General features: G+C 54.5%; 15 protein-coding genes. All 15 read left to right on the top strand.

Annotated features, from left to right (window positions below; all coding sequences use genetic code 11):
• Window positions 1–133 precede the first annotated feature (133 nt).
• The 15 genes from cra (at window position 134) to ftsA (ending at window position 17358) form a co-directional block, all read left to right on the top strand.
• Window positions 134–1141, top strand: coding sequence for a catabolite repressor/activator (gene cra, locus ACLHV8_RS03440; RefSeq protein ID WP_028016676.1), 1008 nt, complete (start codon window positions 134–136; stop codon window positions 1139–1141).
• 599 nt (window positions 1142–1740) lie between these two features.
• Window positions 1741–2199, top strand: a complete 459-nt coding sequence (mraZ, locus tag ACLHV8_RS03445) for a division/cell wall cluster transcriptional repressor MraZ (protein ID WP_021240528.1) — start codon at window positions 1741–1743, stop codon at window positions 2197–2199.
• 2 nt (window positions 2200–2201) lie between these two features.
• On the top strand, window positions 2202–3143 hold the full coding sequence (gene rsmH / locus ACLHV8_RS03450) for a 16S rRNA (cytosine(1402)-N(4))-methyltransferase RsmH (protein ID WP_028016677.1): 942 nt from the start codon (window positions 2202–2204) through the stop codon (window positions 3141–3143).
• Window positions 3140–3505, top strand: a complete 366-nt coding sequence (ftsL, locus tag ACLHV8_RS03455; RefSeq protein ID WP_014830643.1) for a cell division protein FtsL — start codon at window positions 3140–3142, stop codon at window positions 3503–3505. The genes rsmH and ftsL overlap by 4 nt, the downstream gene beginning before the upstream one ends.
• A 15-nt stretch (window positions 3506–3520) precedes the next feature.
• A complete protein-coding gene (locus ACLHV8_RS03460) occupies window positions 3521–5287 on the top strand; it encodes a peptidoglycan glycosyltransferase FtsI (protein WP_028016678.1) in 1767 nt (588 codons plus the stop codon).
• Window positions 5274–6761, top strand: a complete 1488-nt coding sequence (gene murE, locus ACLHV8_RS03465; RefSeq protein WP_208593974.1) for a UDP-N-acetylmuramoyl-L-alanyl-D-glutamate--2,6-diaminopimelate ligase — start codon at window positions 5274–5276, stop codon at window positions 6759–6761. The genes ACLHV8_RS03460 and murE overlap by 14 nt, the downstream gene beginning before the upstream one ends.
• Window positions 6758–8116, top strand: coding sequence for a UDP-N-acetylmuramoyl-tripeptide--D-alanyl-D-alanine ligase (gene murF / locus ACLHV8_RS03470; protein WP_208593973.1), 1359 nt, complete (start codon window positions 6758–6760; stop codon window positions 8114–8116). Before murE ends, murF begins: the two co-directional genes overlap by 4 nt.
• Complete coding sequence (mraY, locus tag ACLHV8_RS03475; RefSeq protein ID WP_028016681.1) at window positions 8110–9192, top strand: phospho-N-acetylmuramoyl-pentapeptide-transferase; 1083 nt, start codon at window positions 8110–8112, stop codon at window positions 9190–9192. Before murF ends, mraY begins: the two co-directional genes overlap by 7 nt.
• Window positions 9193–9194: 2 nt before the next feature.
• Window positions 9195–10511 carry a UDP-N-acetylmuramoyl-L-alanine--D-glutamate ligase gene (gene murD / locus ACLHV8_RS03480; protein WP_208593972.1) on the top strand — a complete coding sequence of 439 codons (1317 nt, stop codon included), beginning with the start codon at window positions 9195–9197 and terminating at the stop codon, window positions 10509–10511.
• Window positions 10511–11755, top strand: coding sequence for a cell division protein FtsW (gene ftsW / locus ACLHV8_RS03485; RefSeq protein WP_028016683.1), 1245 nt, complete (start codon window positions 10511–10513; stop codon window positions 11753–11755). Before murD ends, ftsW begins: the two co-directional genes overlap by 1 nt.
• A complete protein-coding gene (gene murG / locus ACLHV8_RS03490) occupies window positions 11752–12816 on the top strand; it encodes an undecaprenyldiphospho-muramoylpentapeptide beta-N-acetylglucosaminyltransferase (RefSeq protein ID WP_049005271.1) in 1065 nt (354 codons plus the stop codon). The genes ftsW and murG overlap by 4 nt, the downstream gene beginning before the upstream one ends.
• A gap of 56 nt (window positions 12817–12872) precedes the next feature.
• A complete protein-coding gene (gene murC / locus ACLHV8_RS03495) occupies window positions 12873–14348 on the top strand; it encodes a UDP-N-acetylmuramate--L-alanine ligase (protein WP_049005272.1) in 1476 nt (491 codons plus the stop codon).
• Complete coding sequence (locus ACLHV8_RS03500) at window positions 14341–15261, top strand: D-alanine--D-alanine ligase (protein WP_134708294.1); 921 nt, start codon at window positions 14341–14343, stop codon at window positions 15259–15261. Before murC ends, ACLHV8_RS03500 begins: the two co-directional genes overlap by 8 nt.
• A gap of 1 nt (window position 15262) precedes the next feature.
• Window positions 15263–16105: a cell division protein FtsQ gene (gene ftsQ / locus ACLHV8_RS03505; RefSeq protein ID WP_008501979.1), complete on the top strand. Its 843-nt coding sequence runs from the start codon at window positions 15263–15265 to the stop codon at window positions 16103–16105.
• Entirely contained in the window at window positions 16102–17358 is a 1257-nt protein-coding gene (ftsA, locus tag ACLHV8_RS03510) for a cell division protein FtsA (RefSeq protein WP_006173845.1), read from the top strand. The genes ftsQ and ftsA overlap by 4 nt, the downstream gene beginning before the upstream one ends.
• Window positions 17359–17372 lie beyond the last annotated feature (14 nt).

Genomic DNA, 17372 nt, shown 5'->3' on the forward strand with positions numbered 1-17372 from the left:
TTTTTTTTGCGTAATCAGCCGACAACGCAGATAAAAGCGGTTGCCGCGAAGGCTTTTCTGCGTTTAGATGTTAAAAGATTTAACCATAACCTTGACAGGGCCATGGACTCTTTTCTTTTTTTAAGGGGCAATTGTGAAACTGGATGAAATCGCCCGGCTAGCCGGCGTGTCACGAACAACGGCCAGCTATGTGATTAACGGTAAAGCAAAGCAGTACCGTGTCAGCGATAAGACCGTTGAAAAAGTTATGGCGGTGGTTCGTGAACATAACTACCATCCGAATGCTGTCGCAGCCGGTTTGCGTGCCGGGCGCACCCGCTCTATTGGTCTGGTGATCCCGGATCTGGAAAACACCAGCTACACCCGTATCGCTAACTATCTTGAACGTCAGGCTCGCCAGCGTGGCTATCAATTGCTGATTGCCTGCTCGGAAGACCAGCCCGACAACGAGATGCGCTGCATTGAGCACCTGCTCCAGCGTCAGGTGGATGCCATCATCGTTTCGACCTCTTTGCCGCCAGAGCATCCGTTTTATCAGCGCTGGGCTAACGATTCGTTCCCGATTGTTGCGCTGGATCGCGCCCTGGATCGCGAACACTTCACCAGTGTTGTGGGAGCCGATCAGGATGATGCGGAAATGCTGGCTGCAGAGCTAAGAACCTTTCCGGCTGAAACCGTGCTTTATCTTGGCGCGCTGCCGGAGCTGTCTGTGAGCTTCCTCCGTGAACAGGGATTCAGGACCGCCTGGAAAGACGATCCGCGTGAGGTTCACTATCTCTATGCTAACAGCTATGAACGTGAAGCAGCCGCGCAGCTGTTCGAGAAATGGCTGGAGACGCACCCGATGCCTCAGGCATTGTTCACCACCTCGTTTGCTCTTCTGCAAGGTGTAATGGATGTGACCTTACGTCGGGAAGGTAAGCTGCCATCAGACCTGGCCATTGCCACTTTCGGTGATAACGAACTGCTCGATTTCCTCCAGTGCCCGGTGCTGGCGGTGGCGCAACGTCATCGTGATGTGGCTGAACGTGTACTGGAGATTGTGCTGGCGAGCCTGGATGAGCCGCGGAAACCGAAGCCGGGCCTGACTCGTATCAAACGTAATCTCTACCATCGCGGAATTTTAAGCCGCAACAAATGAAATGACTGGGGCGGCGAAATCTGCCCCATTTTGTTGTAATAATTCGCATAGATAATTCCCTGACAGAAATTAGGATAATTCCTTAGGAATCATAATCGGCTATTTCTCTTAATTCATTTTGACTTTTAAAATGAGCGTCAAAGAACTTTTAAGCGGGTTTAAGCACCTATTTTTGTATTGTTTTGTTACAAAGCCTATTCGGTCGATGAATATTCAGACGTTTTTCCTTCTCCTGTGTCCGCTTGCATGCCAGCCGCCGTGCTTATTGAGCGCGGTGATGAATCTGGCGCTGTTATCCCCTGAGAATCTGTCATAAAATGCTGCCCGCGTCGCAAACTGACACTTTATATTTATCTGCGATGATATTGAGTGAGTCTTAACGCTCGTGTGCATATTCGGTTTTTTTCTTACAAATATTCATAACGTTAATTTTGCCTCGCCAGTTGTGCAGTTATTAACCAGGACTGTTTAACTCTGTAAATAGAGGGCATTTGAGTCCTTACAGGGAGAGTCCTGGCTTGACAAGCTTTTCCCTCGCTCCGTAAACTCCTTTAGGTGGGAATTTGTGGGTTAAAGTGGTGAGGAGGGGTGAGACTGGCATGTTCCGTGGAGCTACGTTAGTCAATCTCGACAGCAAAGGGCGTTTATCGGTACCAACCCGATACCGCGACCAGCTGATTGAGAACGCTGCGGGTCAAATGGTTTGCACCATTGACATTAACTCCCCCTGCCTGCTGCTTTACCCCTTGCCTGAATGGGAAATTATTGAGCAAAAGCTGTCGCGACTGTCGAGCATGAACCCGCAGGAACGCCGCGTGCAGCGGTTGTTATTGGGACATGCGAGTGAGTGTCAGATGGATAACGCAGGGCGATTACTGATTGCACCTGTGTTGCGGCAACATGCCGGTCTGACCAAAGAAGTGATGCTGGTCGGGCAGTTCAACAAGTTTGAACTGTGGGACGAAACGACCTGGTATCAACAGGTCAAGGAAGATATCGACGCTGAGCAGTCTGATTCTGCAACATTATCGGAACGGCTGCAGGACTTGTCTCTATAAATATGATGGAAAATTATAAACATACAACGGTGTTACTGGACGAGGCCGTTAACGGCCTGAATATTCGTCCGGATGGCATCTACATTGATGGCACTTTTGGTCGCGGTGGCCATTCGCGTTTGATCCTCTCCCAACTTGGAGCGGAAGGACGTCTGCTGGCAATCGATCGCGATCCGCAGGCGATTGCTGTGGCGCAAACCATCGATGACCCACGCTTTTCCATCGTGCATGGACCTTTCTCTGCGCTCGCGGAATATGTTGCTGAGCGCGGCCTGACGGGCAAGATCGACGGGATTCTTCTCGATCTTGGCGTCTCTTCACCACAGCTTGATGACGCTGAACGTGGCTTTTCCTTTATGCGTGATGGTCCGCTGGACATGCGTATGGACCCGACTCGTGGCCAATCTGCTGCTGAGTGGTTACAGACTGCTGACGAAGCCGATATTGCATGGGTAATCAAAACCTTCGGCGAGGAGCGCTTTGGCAAACGTATTGCGCGCGCCATTGTTGAGCGTAACCGCATTGAGCCAATGACCCGCACTAAAGAGCTGGCCGAGGTGATCGCGGCGGCGACACCGGTGAAGGATAAACACAAACATCCCGCGACCCGTACCTTCCAGGCGGTTCGCATCTGGGTAAACAGTGAACTGGAGGAAATAGAGCTGGCGCTAAAAAGCTCGCTCGACGTGCTGGCCCCGGGTGGGCGGTTATCCATCATCAGCTTCCATTCGCTGGAAGACCGTATTGTGAAACGCTTTATGCGTGAACAAAGCCGCGGTCCACAAGTCCCAGCGGGGCTGCCGATGACGGAAGAACAACTCAGGAAGCTGGGTGGCCGTCAGTTGCGAGCATTAGGCAAGTTGATGCCGGGCGAAGAAGAGGTGGCAGAGAATCCACGTGCCCGTAGTTCAGTGCTGCGTGTTGCAGAGAGGACGAACGCATGATCAGCAGAGTGACAGAGACCCTAAGCAAAGTTAAGGATTCGTTAGGAAGCAACGAGCGCCATGCCTTGCCTGGCGTGATCGGCGACGATCTTTTGCGGTTTGGGAAGCTGCCACTCTGCTTGTTCATTTGCATCATTGTGACGGCAGTAACGGTGGTCACCACAGCCCACCACACTCGTTTATTAACTGCGCAGCGCGAGCAGATGGTACTGGAACGCGATGCGCTGGATATTGAATGGCGAAATCTGATCCTTGAAGAAAACGCGCTCGGCGATCACAGCCGGGTTGAACGGATCGCAACGGAAAAGCTGCAACTGCAGCATGTTGATCCTTCCCAGGAAAATATCGTAGTACAAAAATAAGGGAAAACGCGACGCATGAAAGCAGCGGCAAAAACGCTAAAACCAAAACGTCAGGAAGAACAGGCCAACTTTGTCAGTTGGCGTTTTGCGTTGCTTTGCGGCTGCATTTTACTGGCACTGGGTTTTCTGCTGGGACGCGTGGCATGGTTACAAATCGTCGCGCCTGACATGCTGGTACGTCAGGGCGATATGCGCTCTCTGCGTGTCCAGGAGGTCTCGACTTCCCGCGGGATGATCACTGACCGCTCAGGCCGTCCGTTGGCGGTGAGTGTGCCGGTCAAAGCGATCTGGGCTGACCCGAAAGAGCTGCACGATGCTGGGGGGATCACCCTCGATAACCGCTGGAAAGCGCTCTCCGATGCTCTGAAAATGCCGCTGGACCAGCTTGCCTCCCGCGTCAACGCTAACCCGAAAGGGCGTTTTATCTATCTGGCGCGTCAGGTGAACCCTGACATGGCTGACTACATTCGCAAACTGAAGCTGCCGGGCATTCATCTTCGTGAGGAATCCCGCCGTTATTACCCTTCCGGCGAAGTAACTGCTCACCTCATTGGCTTCACTAACGTCGATAGCCAGGGGATTGAGGGCGTTGAAAAAAGTTTCGATAAGTGGCTCACCGGCCAGCCGGGCGAGCGAATCGTGCGTAAAGACCGCTATGGTCGCGTGATCGAAGATATCTCGTCCACGGACAGCCAGGCGGCACACAACCTGGCGCTGAGTATTGATGAGCGCTTGCAGGCGCTGGTCTACCGCGAGCTGAACAATGCTGTGGCTTTCAACAAAGCGGAGTCAGGTAGCGCCGTGCTGGTGGATGTCAGCACGGGCGAAGTGCTGGCGATGGCCAACAGTCCATCCTACAACCCGAACAACTTTACCGGCACCGCAAAAGACGCGATGCGTAACCGGGCGATCACCGACGTGTTCGAGCCGGGCTCGACGGTGAAACCGATGGTGGTGATGACGGCGCTGCAGCGAGGCATCGTCAATGAAAACACGGTTCTGAACACGATCCCTTACCGTATTAACGGCCACGAGATTAAAGACGTGGCACGCTACAGCGAATTAACCCTGACCGGGGTGTTACAGAAGTCGAGTAACGTCGGTGTTTCAAAACTGGCGTTAGCGATGCCGTCCTCAGCGTTAGTAGAGACTTACTCACGTTTTGGACTGGGAAAGGCGACCAATTTGGGGTTGGTCGGAGAACGCAGTGGCTTATATCCTCAAAAACAACGGTGGTCTGACATAGAGAGGGCCACCTTCTCTTTCGGCTACGGGCTAATGGTAACCCCGTTACAGTTAGCGCGAGTCTACGCAACGATTGGCAGCTACGGCGTTTATCGTCCGCTGTCGATTACCAAAGTTGATCCACCGGTTCCTGGAGAGAGAATCTTCCCGGAATCTATCGTTCGTACCGTTGTGCATATGATGGAAAGCGTGGCACTGCCTGGTGGCGGTGGCGTAAAAGCGGCGATCAAAGGCTATCGTATCGCCATAAAAACCGGTACGGCGAAAAAAGTGGGGCCAGACGGCCGCTATATCAACAAATACATTGCCTACACCGCAGGCGTTGCGCCTGCAAGCAATCCGCGTTTTGCGCTGGTGGTCGTCATTAACGATCCACAGGCGGGTAAATACTACGGCGGCGCCGTCTCCGCGCCTGTGTTCGGGGCCATCATGGGCGGCGTATTGCGCACCATGAATATTGAACCGGATGCGCTGGCGACGGGCGAAAAAAGTGAATTTGTAATTAATCAAGGCGAGGGTACAGGTGGCAGATCGTAATTTGCGCGACCTTCTCGCTCCGTGGGTGCCAAATGCACCGGAGCGAGCACTGCGAGAAATGGTACTGGACAGCCGCGTGGCTGCATCTGGCGATCTTTTTGTGGCGGTGGTCGGTCATCAGGCGGACGGGCGTCGTTATATCCCGCAGGCGATTGCGCAAGGTGTTGCTGCCATTATTGCTGAGGCCAAAGATGAGGCAACCGACGGTGAGATCCGTGAGATGCACGGGGTGCCGGTTATCTATCTCAGCCAGTTAAATGAGCGTCTTTCCGCGCTGGCGGGGCGTTTCTACCACGAACCTTCCGACCAATTACGTCTGGTTGGCGTGACGGGAACAAACGGAAAAACCACCACCACACAACTCATGGCGCAATGGGCGCAACTGCTGGGTGAAACCGGTGCGGTGATGGGTACCGTAGGTAACGGCCTGCTGGGTAAAGTGAGCCCGACGGAAAATACCACCGGATCAGCGGTTGATGTACAGCATGTCCTTGCTGGTCTGGCAGAGCAGGGGGCAACCTTTGCTGCAATGGAAGTTTCTTCGCATGGACTGGTACAGCACCGTGTGGCGGCGTTGAAATTTGCAGCCTCTGTGTTCACTAACCTGAGCCGCGATCACCTCGATTATCATGGTGATATGGAGCATTACGAAGCCGCAAAATGGCTGCTCTACTCCACGCACCACTGCGGACAGGCCATCATCAACGCCGATGACGAAGTGGGGCGTCGCTGGCTGGCTAAGCTGCCAGACGCGGTTGCGGTGTCAATGGAAGATCATATTAACCCTAACTGCCATGGTCGCTGGTTGAAGGCCGTTAAGGTGAACTACCACGATAGCGGTGCCACCATCCTCTTTACCTCTTCCTGGGGGGAAGGGGAAATTGAAAGCCGTCTGATGGGGGCGTTTAACGTCAGCAACCTGCTGCTGGCCCTGGCAACATTACTGGCGCTGGGCTATCCGATGGCTGAACTGCTGAAAACTGCCGAACGTCTGCAGCCGGTTTGTGGCCGCATGGAAGTGTTTAGCGCGCCAGGTAAACCGACCGTGGTCGTTGATTATGCCCACACGCCGGATGCGCTGGAAAAAGCGCTGGAAGCGGCGCGCCTGCACTGTGCCGGTAAACTCTGGTGCGTGTTTGGCTGCGGCGGCGATCGCGACAAAGGCAAACGTCCGTTGATGGGTGCCATTGCTGAGCAATTCGCGGATATTCCTGTCGTAACCGATGACAACCCGCGTACCGAAGAGCCGCGCGCCATTATCAACGATATTCTGGCTGGTATGCTGGACGCAGGTCGTGCGCGTGTTGTTGAAGGTCGTGCCGAAGCGGTAACGAACACCATCATGCAGGCGCAGGAAAATGACGTGGTGCTGCTGGCCGGTAAAGGCCATGAAGATTATCAGATTGTTGGCAATCGTCGTCTGGACTACTCGGACCGCGTAACGGCAGCACGTCTGCTGGGAGTGGTGGCATGATTAGCATCACGTTAAGTCAGGCTGCTACGGTACTGCACGGCGAATTGCTGGGTCAGGATCTGACCATTGACGCCGTGACGACCGACACCCGCAAAGTCACTGCAGGTTGTCTGTTTGTGGCGCTAAAAGGTGAGCGTTTTGACGCGCATGATTTTGCACAGCAGGCCAAAGAAAATGGCGCTGGTGCGCTGCTGGTTAGCCGTAAACTGGCTGTCGATCTGCCGCAGATTGTGGTGAAGGATACGCGTCTCGCTTTTGGCGAGCTGGCGGCATGGGTGCGACAGCAAGTCCCTACTCGTGTCGTGGCCCTGACCGGGTCCTCTGGCAAAACGTCCGTGAAAGAAATGACCGCAGCCATTCTAAGTCAGTGCGGAAATACGCTTTATACCGCAGGCAACCTCAATAATGACGTCGGCGTGCCGATGACATTACTTCGCCTGACCAAAGAGCACGAATTTGCTGTTATCGAGCTGGGGGCAAACCACCAGGGTGAAATTGCCTGGACCGTGAGTTTGACTCGCCCGGAAGCGGCGCTGGTGAATAACCTGGCGGCTGCGCATCTGGAAGGCTTTGGCTCGCTGGAAGGTGTGGCGAAAGCGAAAGGTGAGATCTATACCGGCCTGCCTGTTGACGGCATTGCCATTATGAATGCCGACAACAATGACTGGCTGAACTGGCAGAGCATTATTGGCTCGCGTAAAACCTGGCGCTTTTCGCCGAATGCGGCCAACAGTGATTTTACCGCAACCAATATTCATGTGGCGTCGCATGGCACGGAATTCACGCTCACTACCCCAACCGGGGGCGTCGATGTGCTGCTGCCACTGCCGGGTCGCCATAATATCGCCAATGCACTTGCGGCGGCGGCGTTGTCGACGGCGGTAGGTGCCTCGCATGAGGCGATTAAAACCGGGCTGGCAAATTTAAAAGCCGTACCGGGACGCTTGTTCCCTATCCAGCTTGCTGACAACAAACTGCTGCTGGATGACTCCTACAACGCGAACGTCGGTTCGATGACGGCTGCGGTGCAGGTGCTGTCTGAGATGCCGGGCTACCGCATCATGGTAGTGGGTGATATGGCTGAGCTGGGCGACGAAAGCGAAGCCTGCCACACCCAGGTCGGTGAAGCGGCGAAAGCGGCGGGACTGGACTGCGTATTGAGCGCAGGAAAACTGAGCCAGGCGATTAGCCAGGCCAGCGGCGTTGGTGAGCATTTTGCCGATAAAGCTGCGTTGATTAAACGCCTCAACGCGTTGATTGCAGAAAAACAAATTGTGACAGTACTTGTGAAAGGTTCACGTAGTGCCGCCATGGAAGAGGTTGTGCACGCATTACAGGAGAACGGGACATGTTAGTTTGGCTGGCCGAGCATTTGGTCAAATATTACTCAGGCTTTAACGTCTTTTCCTATCTGACGTTTCGCGCCATTGTCAGCCTGCTGACTGCGCTGTTCATCTCGTTGTGGATGGGTCCGCGCATGATTGCCCGTCTGCAAAAACTCTCTTTTGGCCAGGTTGTGCGTAACGATGGTCCGGAGTCGCACTTCAGCAAACGTGGTACCCCTACCATGGGTGGGATCATGATCCTGACTGCCATCGTGGTATCAGTATTGCTGTGGGCGTACCCGTCAAACCCGTACGTCTGGTGTGTGCTGACCGTCCTGATTGGCTACGGCATTATTGGCTTTGTCGATGACTACCGCAAAGTGGTGCGTAAAGACACCAAGGGCCTGATCGCCCGCTGGAAGTACTTCTGGATGTCGGTGATTGCGCTGGGCGTAGCCTTTGCGCTGTACCTGGCTGGAAAAGACACACCGGCCACCGAGCTGGTGGTACCGTTCTTTAAAGACGTGATGCCGCAACTTGGGTTGTTCTACATCCTGCTGGCGTATTTCGTCATTGTTGGCACCGGTAACGCCGTCAACCTGACCGATGGACTGGATGGTCTGGCGATTATGCCAACCGTCTTCGTGGCCGCGGGTTTTGCGCTGGTAGCGTGGGCGACCGGTAACATGAACTTTGCCAACTATTTGCACATTCCTTATCTGCGACACGCGGGTGAGCTGGTGATCGTCTGTACGGCGATCGTCGGTGCGGGACTGGGCTTCCTGTGGTTCAACACCTACCCGGCGCAGGTCTTTATGGGTGATGTTGGTTCCCTGGCTTTGGGCGGTGCGCTCGGCATCATTGCCGTTCTGCTGCGTCAGGAGTTCCTGCTGGTGATCATGGGGGGGGTGTTTGTGGTTGAAACCCTGTCGGTGATTTTGCAGGTCGGTTCCTTCAAGCTGCGTGGTCAGCGCATCTTCCGTATGGCACCGATCCACCACCACTATGAACTGAAAGGCTGGCCGGAACCGCGCGTCATTGTGCGCTTCTGGATTATTTCGCTGATGCTGGTGCTGATTGGCCTGGCAACGCTGAAGGTACGTTAATCATGGCAGATTACCAGGGCAAAAAAGTCGTTATCATCGGGTTGGGCCTTACCGGCCTTTCCTGCGTGGACTTTTTCCTCGCACGCGGCGTGACGCCACGGGTGATGGATACGCGTGTCTCCCCGCCGGGTCTGGACAAGCTGCCGGAACAGGTTGAACGCCACCTTGGTGGTCTGAATGATGACTGGTTGCTGGCAGCCGATCTTATTGTCGCCAGCCCGGGTATGGCCCTGGCGCATCCGTCACTGAGCGCTGCTGCTGATGCGGGCGTTGAGATTGTCGGCGATATCGAACTGTTCTGCCGCGAAGCACAGGCACCGGTTATTGCCATTACCGGTTCTAACGGCAAAAGCACCGTAACCACGCTGGTGGGTGAGATGGCGAAAGCTGCAGGCATGAACGTAGGGGTAGGCGGTAATATCGGCCTGCCAGCGCTGATGCTGCTGGACAAAGGCTGTGAACTATATGTCCTCGAGCTTTCCAGCTTCCAGCTGGAAACGACCTCCAGCCTGCACGCTGCCGCTGCGACGATCCTTAACGTGACCGAAGATCATATGGACAGATATCCATTTGGTCTGCAGCAGTACCGTGCCGCCAAGCTGCGCGTGTATGAAAATGCCAAAGTTTGTGTGGTCAATGCGGATGACGCGCTGACCATGCCAGTGCGTGGGGCGGATGAACGCTGCATTAGCTTCGGTATTACCATGGGTGATTACCACCTGAACCGTCAGCAAGGGGAAACCTGGCTGCGGGTAAAAGGTGAGAAAGTGCTGAACGTCAAAGAGATGAAACTCTCCGGTCAGCATAACTATACCAATGCCCTGGCAGCACTGGCGCTGGCGGATGCGGTAGGTTTACCGCGCTCTTCCAGCCTGAAAGCGTTGACCACGTTTTCCGGTCTGGCGCATCGTTTCCAGCTGGCGCTGGAGCATAACGGCGTTCGCTGGATTAACGACTCCAAAGCTACCAATGTGGGCAGCACTGAGGCTGCGCTGAACGGCCTGCACGTTGACGGCACGCTGCATCTGCTGTTGGGCGGCGACGGTAAGTCAGCCGATTTCTCCTCCCTGAAGCAGTATGTTACTGGCGATAACATTCGTCTCTACTGCTTTGGTCGTGACGGCAGTGAACTGGCTGAACTGCGCCCTGAGGTAGCCGAGCAAACCGAAACCATGGAACAGGCTATGCATCTTATTGCCCCACGTGTGAAGCCTGGCGATATGGTACTGCTCTCTCCGGCGTGCGCCAGTCTCGACCAATTCAAGAATTTCGAACAGCGTGGTGATGTCTTTACCCGCCTGGCGAAGGAGTTAGGCTGATGCGTTTATCTCTCCCTCGCCTGAGAATGCCGCGCCTGCCAGGATTTGGGATCCTGGTGTGGTTGTTTGCGGCACTGAAAGGCTGGGTGATGGGCTCTCGTCAAAAAGATAACGACAGCCTGATCATGTACGATCGCACGCTGTTCTGGCTCACGCTGGGGCTGGCAGCTGTCGGTTTTATTATGGTGACATCGGCCTCAATGCCTGTTGGACAGCGTCTGGCGAACGATCCTTTCCTGTTTGCCAAGCGTGATGGTCTGTACATCATCCTGGCATTCTGCCTGGCGTTGGTGACTTTACGTCTGCCGATGGAGTTCTGGCAGCGGCACAGTACGGCAATGCTGATTGCTTCGATCATCATGCTGCTGATCGTTCTGGTGGTGGGGAGCTCCGTAAACGGGGCATCGCGCTGGATTGCCTTTGGCCCGCTGCGTATTCAGCCTGCGGAATTTACCAAGCTCTCCCTGTTCTGCTACCTGGCTAACTACCTGGTGCGTAAAGTGGATGAAGTGCGTAACAATCTGCGCGGCTTCTTAAAACCGATGGGCGTGATTCTGGTGCTGGCGGTATTACTGCTGGCGCAGCCTGACCTGGGTACCGTTGTTGTACTGTTTGTTACCACCCTCGCCATGCTGTTCCTGGCGGGCGCAAAGCTGTGGCAGTTCATCGCCATCATCGGCATGGGTATTTCGGCGGTCGTGCTGCTGATCCTCGCCGAGCCTTATCGTATCCGCCGTGTGACATCCTTCTGGAACCCGTGGGAAGACCCGTTCGGCAGCGGTTATCAGCTGACTCAGTCGTTGATGGCCTTTGGACGTGGTGAGGTCTGGGGGCAAGGCCTGGGCAATTCCGTTCAAAAGCTGGAGTATTTACCGGAAGCGCATACTGACTTCATCTTCTCCATTATTGCGGAAGAACTGGGTTATATCGGTGTGGTATTAGCGCTATTAATGGTATTCTTCGTCGCTTTCCGCGCCATGTCTATTGGCCGAAAAGCGCTGGAAATCGATCACCGTTTCTCAGGTTTCTTAGCCTGCTCAATTGGTATCTGGTTTAGTTTCCAGGCATTGGTTAACGTCGGGGCCGCAGCAGGTATGCTGCCGACCAAAGGCCTGACGTTGCCGTTGATCAGTTATGGTGGTTCGAGTCTGTTGATCATGTCGACAGCCATCATGTTTTTGTTACGCATAGATTATGAGACGCGTCTGGAGAAAGCCCAGGCGTTTACACGAGGTTCACGATGAATCAACCGAAGCGGTTAATGGTGATGGCAGGCGGTACCGGGGGGCATGTGTTCCCGGGGCTGGCGGTTGCGCACCATTTAATGGATCAGGGCTGGCAGGTTCGCTGGCTTGGAACCGCAGACCGCATGGAAGCCGATCTGGTGCCGAAGCACGGGATCGAGATCGACTTTATTCGTATTTCTGGCCTGCGTGGCAAAGGTATAAAGGCGCTACTCCTGGCGCCGGTGCGGATTTTTAACGCCTGGCGTCAGGCGCGTACCATCATGAAGCGCTTTAAGCCGGATGTGGTACTGGGCATGGGCGGTTATGTGTCTGGTCCTGGCGGGCTGGCTGCATGGTCGTTAGGTATCCCTGTCGTATTGCATGAGCAGAACGGAATTGCCGGCCTGACTAACAAATGGCTGGCGAAAATTGCCACCAAAGTCATGCAGGCGTTTCCCGGCGCGTTCCCGAAAGCGGACGTCGTGGGTAACCCGGTTCGTGTGGATGTGCTGGCACTGCCGCTGCCGGATGCTCGCCTGACGGGCCGTGAAGGGCCGGTTCGTGTGCTGGTCGTCGGCGGTTCTCAGGGCGCGCGCATCTTAAACCAGACGATGCCGCAGGTTGCTGCAAAGCTGGGGGATGCCGTTACCATCTGGCACCAGAGCGGAAAAGGTGCTCAGCAGACCGTTGAGCAGGCTTACGCCGAAGCGGGGCAGTCGCAGCATAACGTTACGGAGTTTATTGATGACATGGCAGCAGCATACGCCTGGGCCGATGTCGTCGTTTGTCGCTCAGGCGCGCTGACGGTGAGCGAGATCGCCGCCGCCGGTTTACCCGCGCTGTTTGTGCCGTTCCAGCACAAAGACAGACAGCAGTACTGGAATGCGCTGCCGCTTGAGAAAGCGGGTGCCGCAAAAATATTTGAGCAGCCACAATTTACCGCCGATGCGGTCGCCACCACCCTGGCGGGCTGGAACAGAGACGTATTACTGGAGATGGCAGAACGCGCGCGCGCGACCGCTATTCCTGATGCGACGGAACGGGTGGCAAAAGAAGTGAGCCTGGCTGCCCAGGCTTAACCCTCGCAGCGCGTGTTGCGCTGCACGAATTTTAAGTAGTCGATGGCGTTTAGAGAATGAATACACAACAACTGGCAAAACTGCGTTCAATCGTGCCCGAGATGCGTCGCGTCCGGCACATTCACTTTGTTGGCATCGGTGGTGCTGGCATGGGCGGTATTGCCGAAGTGTTAGCTAACGAAGGTTATCAGATCAGCGGGTCTGACCTCGCGCCAAACCCTGTTACGCAGCAACTGGCGTCGCTTGGGGCGACTATCTATTTCAACCATCGCCCGGAAAACGTGCGCGATGCGAGCGTGGTGGTGGTATCGAGCGCCATCTCCTCTGACAACCCGGAAATTGTTGCCGCCCATGAAGCGCGAATTCCGGTGATCCGCCGTGCAGAAATGCTGGCGGAACTGATGCGTTTCCGCCACGGTATCGCCATTGCCGGTACCCACGGTAAAACCACGACCACGGCGATGGTCTCCAGTATTTATGCGGAAGCGGGTCTCGACCCGACGTTCGTCAATGGTGGTCTGGTCAAAGCCGCAGGCGTACATGCGCGTCTGGGACACAGTCGTTATTTGATTGCGGAAGCAGATGAGAGCGACGCGTCGTTCCTGCACCTGCAGCCGATGGTGGCGATTGTCACTAACATCGAAGCTGACCATATGGATACCTACCAGGGTGACTTCGAGAACTTAAAACAGACTTTCATCAACTTCCTGCATAACCTGCCGTTCTATGGACGCGCGGTGATGTGCGTGGACGATCCCGTGATCCGCGAGCTGCTGCCGCGTGTCGGGCGTCAAATCACCACTTATGGTTTCAGCGAAGATGCTGATGTCCGTGTGGAAGATTACAAACAGATTGGTGCGCAGGGGCATTTCACCCTCGCGCGTCAGGACAAAGAACTGCTGCACGTGACGCTGAATGCTCCAGGCCGTCATAACGCCCTGAATGCGGCAGCGGCCGTTGCTGTTGCAACGGAAGAAGGTATTGATGATGAGGCGATTCTGAGGGCGCTGGAGAGCTTCCAGGGGACTGGCCGTCGTTTCGACTTCCTCGGTGAATTCCCGCTGGACGCCGTGAATGGTAAAGCCGGTACCGCGATGCTGGTGGACGACTACGGCCACCATCCGACCGAAGTGGACGCGACCATCAAAGCCGCGCGCGCTGGCTGGCCTGACAAGAATCTGGTCATGATCTTCCAGCCGCACCGCTTCACGCGTACCCGCGATCTGTATGACGACTTCGCCAGCGTGCTTTCACAGGTCGATACCCTGTTAATGCTGGATGTTTATTCTGCAGGCGAAACCGCGATTCCAGGTGCAGACAGCCGTTCATTATGTCGTACCATTCGTGGCCGCGGGAAAGTTGACCCTATTCTGGTTTCTGACCCGGCGCAGGTGGCAGAAATTCTGGCACCAGTACTGACAGGTAACGATTTAATTCTGATTCAGGGTGCCGGAAATATCGGCAAAATCGCCCGTACCTTAGCCGAAATCAAACTGAAGCCGCAAACCCAGGAGGATGAGCATCATGGCTGATAAGATTGCTGTCCTGTCTGGTGGTACCTCCGCAGAGCGCGAGGTTTCCCTGAATTCCGGTGCGGCGGTGCTGGCGGGTCTGCGTGAAGGTGGCGTCAATGCCCATCCGGTCGATCCGAAAGAGACGGATGTGACGCAACTGAAAGCGATGGGTTTCGATAAGGTCTTTATCGCGCTGCACGGTCGTGGTGGCGAAGACGGTACCCTGCAAGGGTTGCTGGATTTAATCGGCATGCCGTACACCGGCAGCGGCGTGATGGCTTCCGCGATCTCTATGGATAAACTGCGCAGCAAATTGCTGTGGCAGGGGGCAGGCTTGCCTGTCGCGCCATGGGTTGCACTGACTCGTCGCGAATTTGAATTGGGCCTGTCGGATAGCGTTAATACACGCATTGCTGAACTGGGCTTACCGGTTATTGTTAAGCCGAGTCGGGAAGGTTCAAGTGTTGGGATGTCCAAAGTTGATAAAGCTGAAGATTTATCAGCCGCTTTAGAACTGGCATTTCAACATGATGAAGAAGTTCTGATTGAGAAATGGCTCAGCGGACCGGAATTTACCGTTGCGATGCTTGGCGAAGAAATTTTACCGTCAATTCGTATCCAACCCGCTGGAGTCTTCTATGATTATGAGGCGAAGTATCTCTCTGATGAGACGCAATATTTCTGCCCAAGTGGTCTTGAAGCAGAACGTGAAGCAGATTTACAGTCCCTGGTGCTTAAAGCCTGGAATGTTCTAGGATGCCGCGGCTGGGGACGCATTGATGTCATGCTCGACAGTGATGGCCAATTTTATCTGCTGGAAGCCAATACTTCGCCAGGCATGACCAGCCACAGCCTTGTGCCTATGGCTGCGCGTCAGGCGGGAATGAGTTTCTCGCAGTTAGTCGTACGTATTCTGGACCAGGCGGGCTGATATGTCTCAGGCTGCATTGAACACACGCAACCGCGATGACGAAGAAGAATACACTTCTTCACGCCGGAGTAATGGAACGCGTCTTGCAGGGATTATTTTCCTGCTCGGGGTGCTGTGCACCGTGTTTATCAGCGGCTGGATGGTCCTGGGCTGGATGGAAGACGCACAACGGTTACCGCTTTCTAAGCTGGTGGTCACCGGTGAACGTCACTACACGCGAAACGATGATATTCGCCAGTCAATTCTGGCGCTGGGATCGCCTGGCACCTTTATGACTCAGGACGTCAATATTATCCAGAGCCAGATTGAACGTCTGCCGTGGATAAAACAGGCGAGTGTAAGAAAGCAATGGCCTGATGAATTGAAGATTCATCTGGTTGAATATGTGCCCATTGCGCGTTGGAATGATCAGCACATGGTTGACGTAGACGGAAATTCCTTCAGCGTCCCGACCGATCGTGTCAACAAGCAAAATCTACCGATGTTGTATGGCCCTGAAGGTAGCGAAAATGAAGTGTTACAGGGTTTTCGCGAAATGGGACAGGTGCTGGCAAAAGACAGGTTCACGTTAAAAGATGCTGCCATGACGGCACGCCGCTCCTGGCAGTTGACGTTAACGAACGGCATAAAGCTTAACCTGGGGCGCGGCGACACAATGAAGCGTCTGGCGCGTTTTGTAGAACTTTACCCGGTTTTACAGCAGCAGGCACAGACTGACGGCAAACGGATAAGCTACGTTGATTTGCGCTATGACTCAGGCGCAGCAGTCGGTTGGGTACCGGCTCCGGTCGAGGAACCTAATCAGCAACAGAATCAGGCACAGGTACAGGCAGAACAACAATGATCAAGGCGACGGACAGAAAACTGGTAGTTGGACTGGAGATTGGCACCGCGAAGGTTGCCGCTTTAGTAGGGGAAGTTCTGCCCGACGGTATGGTCAATATCATTGGCGTGGGCAGTTGCCCGTCCCGTGGTATGGATAAAGGTGGGGTAAACGATCTTGAATCGGTGGTGAAATGCGTACAGCGCGCTATCGATCAGGCTGAATTGATGGCAGATTGCCAGATTTCTTCTGTCTATCTGGCCCTTTCTGGTAAGCATATTAGCTGCCAGAACGAAATCGGTATGGTGCCGATTTCTGAAGAAGAAGTAACACAGGAAGACGTTGAAAACGTTGTGCATACGGCGAAATCCGTGCGTGTCCGCGATGAGCATCGCGTACTGCATGTGATCCCGCAGGAATATGCCATCGACTACCAGGAGGGTATCAAGAACCCGGTAGGTCTTTCTGGCGTGCGTATGCAGGCAAAAGTGCACCTGATCACATGTCACAACGATATGGCGAAGAACATTGTAAAAGCTGTTGAACGTTGTGGCCTGAAAGTTGACCAACTTATTTTCGCCGGTCTGGCGGCAAGTTATTCCGTGCTGACCGAAGATGAACGTGAACTGGGCGTCTGTGTGGTCGATATTGGTGGTGGTACAATGGACATGGCCGTATATACCGGCGGTGCTCTGCGCCACACCAAAGTGATCCCTTACGCAGGGAATGTTGTGACCAGCGATATTGCTTACGCTTTTGGTACGCCACCGAGCGATGCAGAAGCGATTAAAGTGCGCCATGGTTGTGCGCTGGGGTCTATCGTTGGGAAAGATGAGAGCGTTGAAGTGCCAAGCGTAGGTGGTCGTCCACCGCGCAGTCTGCAACGCCAGACGCTGGCAGAGGTGATCGAGCCGCGCTATACCGAGCTGCTCAATCTCGTCAACGAAGAGATTTTACAGTTACAGGAACAGCTTCGTCAGCAGGGTGTTAAGCATCATCTCGCGGCGGGGATTGTATTAACCGGCGGTGCAGCGCAAATTGAAGGTCTTGCAGCCTGTGCTCAGCGCGTGTTCCATACGCAGGTGCGTATTGGTGCGCCACTGAATATCACCGGTTTAACGGATTATGCTCAGGAGCCTTATTATTCAACGGCTGTGGGCCTGCTTCACTATGGGAAAGAATCTCATCTCAGTGGCGAAGCAGAAGTGGAAAAACGCGTCTCAGTGGGGTCGTGGGTCAAACGACTGAACAACTGGTTGCGAAAAGAGTTTTAATTTTTTTAAGAGAC

Source organism: Enterobacter sp. CPE_E863 (assembly GCF_046521465.1).
Taxonomy (GTDB): domain Bacteria; phylum Pseudomonadota; class Gammaproteobacteria; order Enterobacterales; family Enterobacteriaceae; genus Enterobacter; species Enterobacter adelaidei.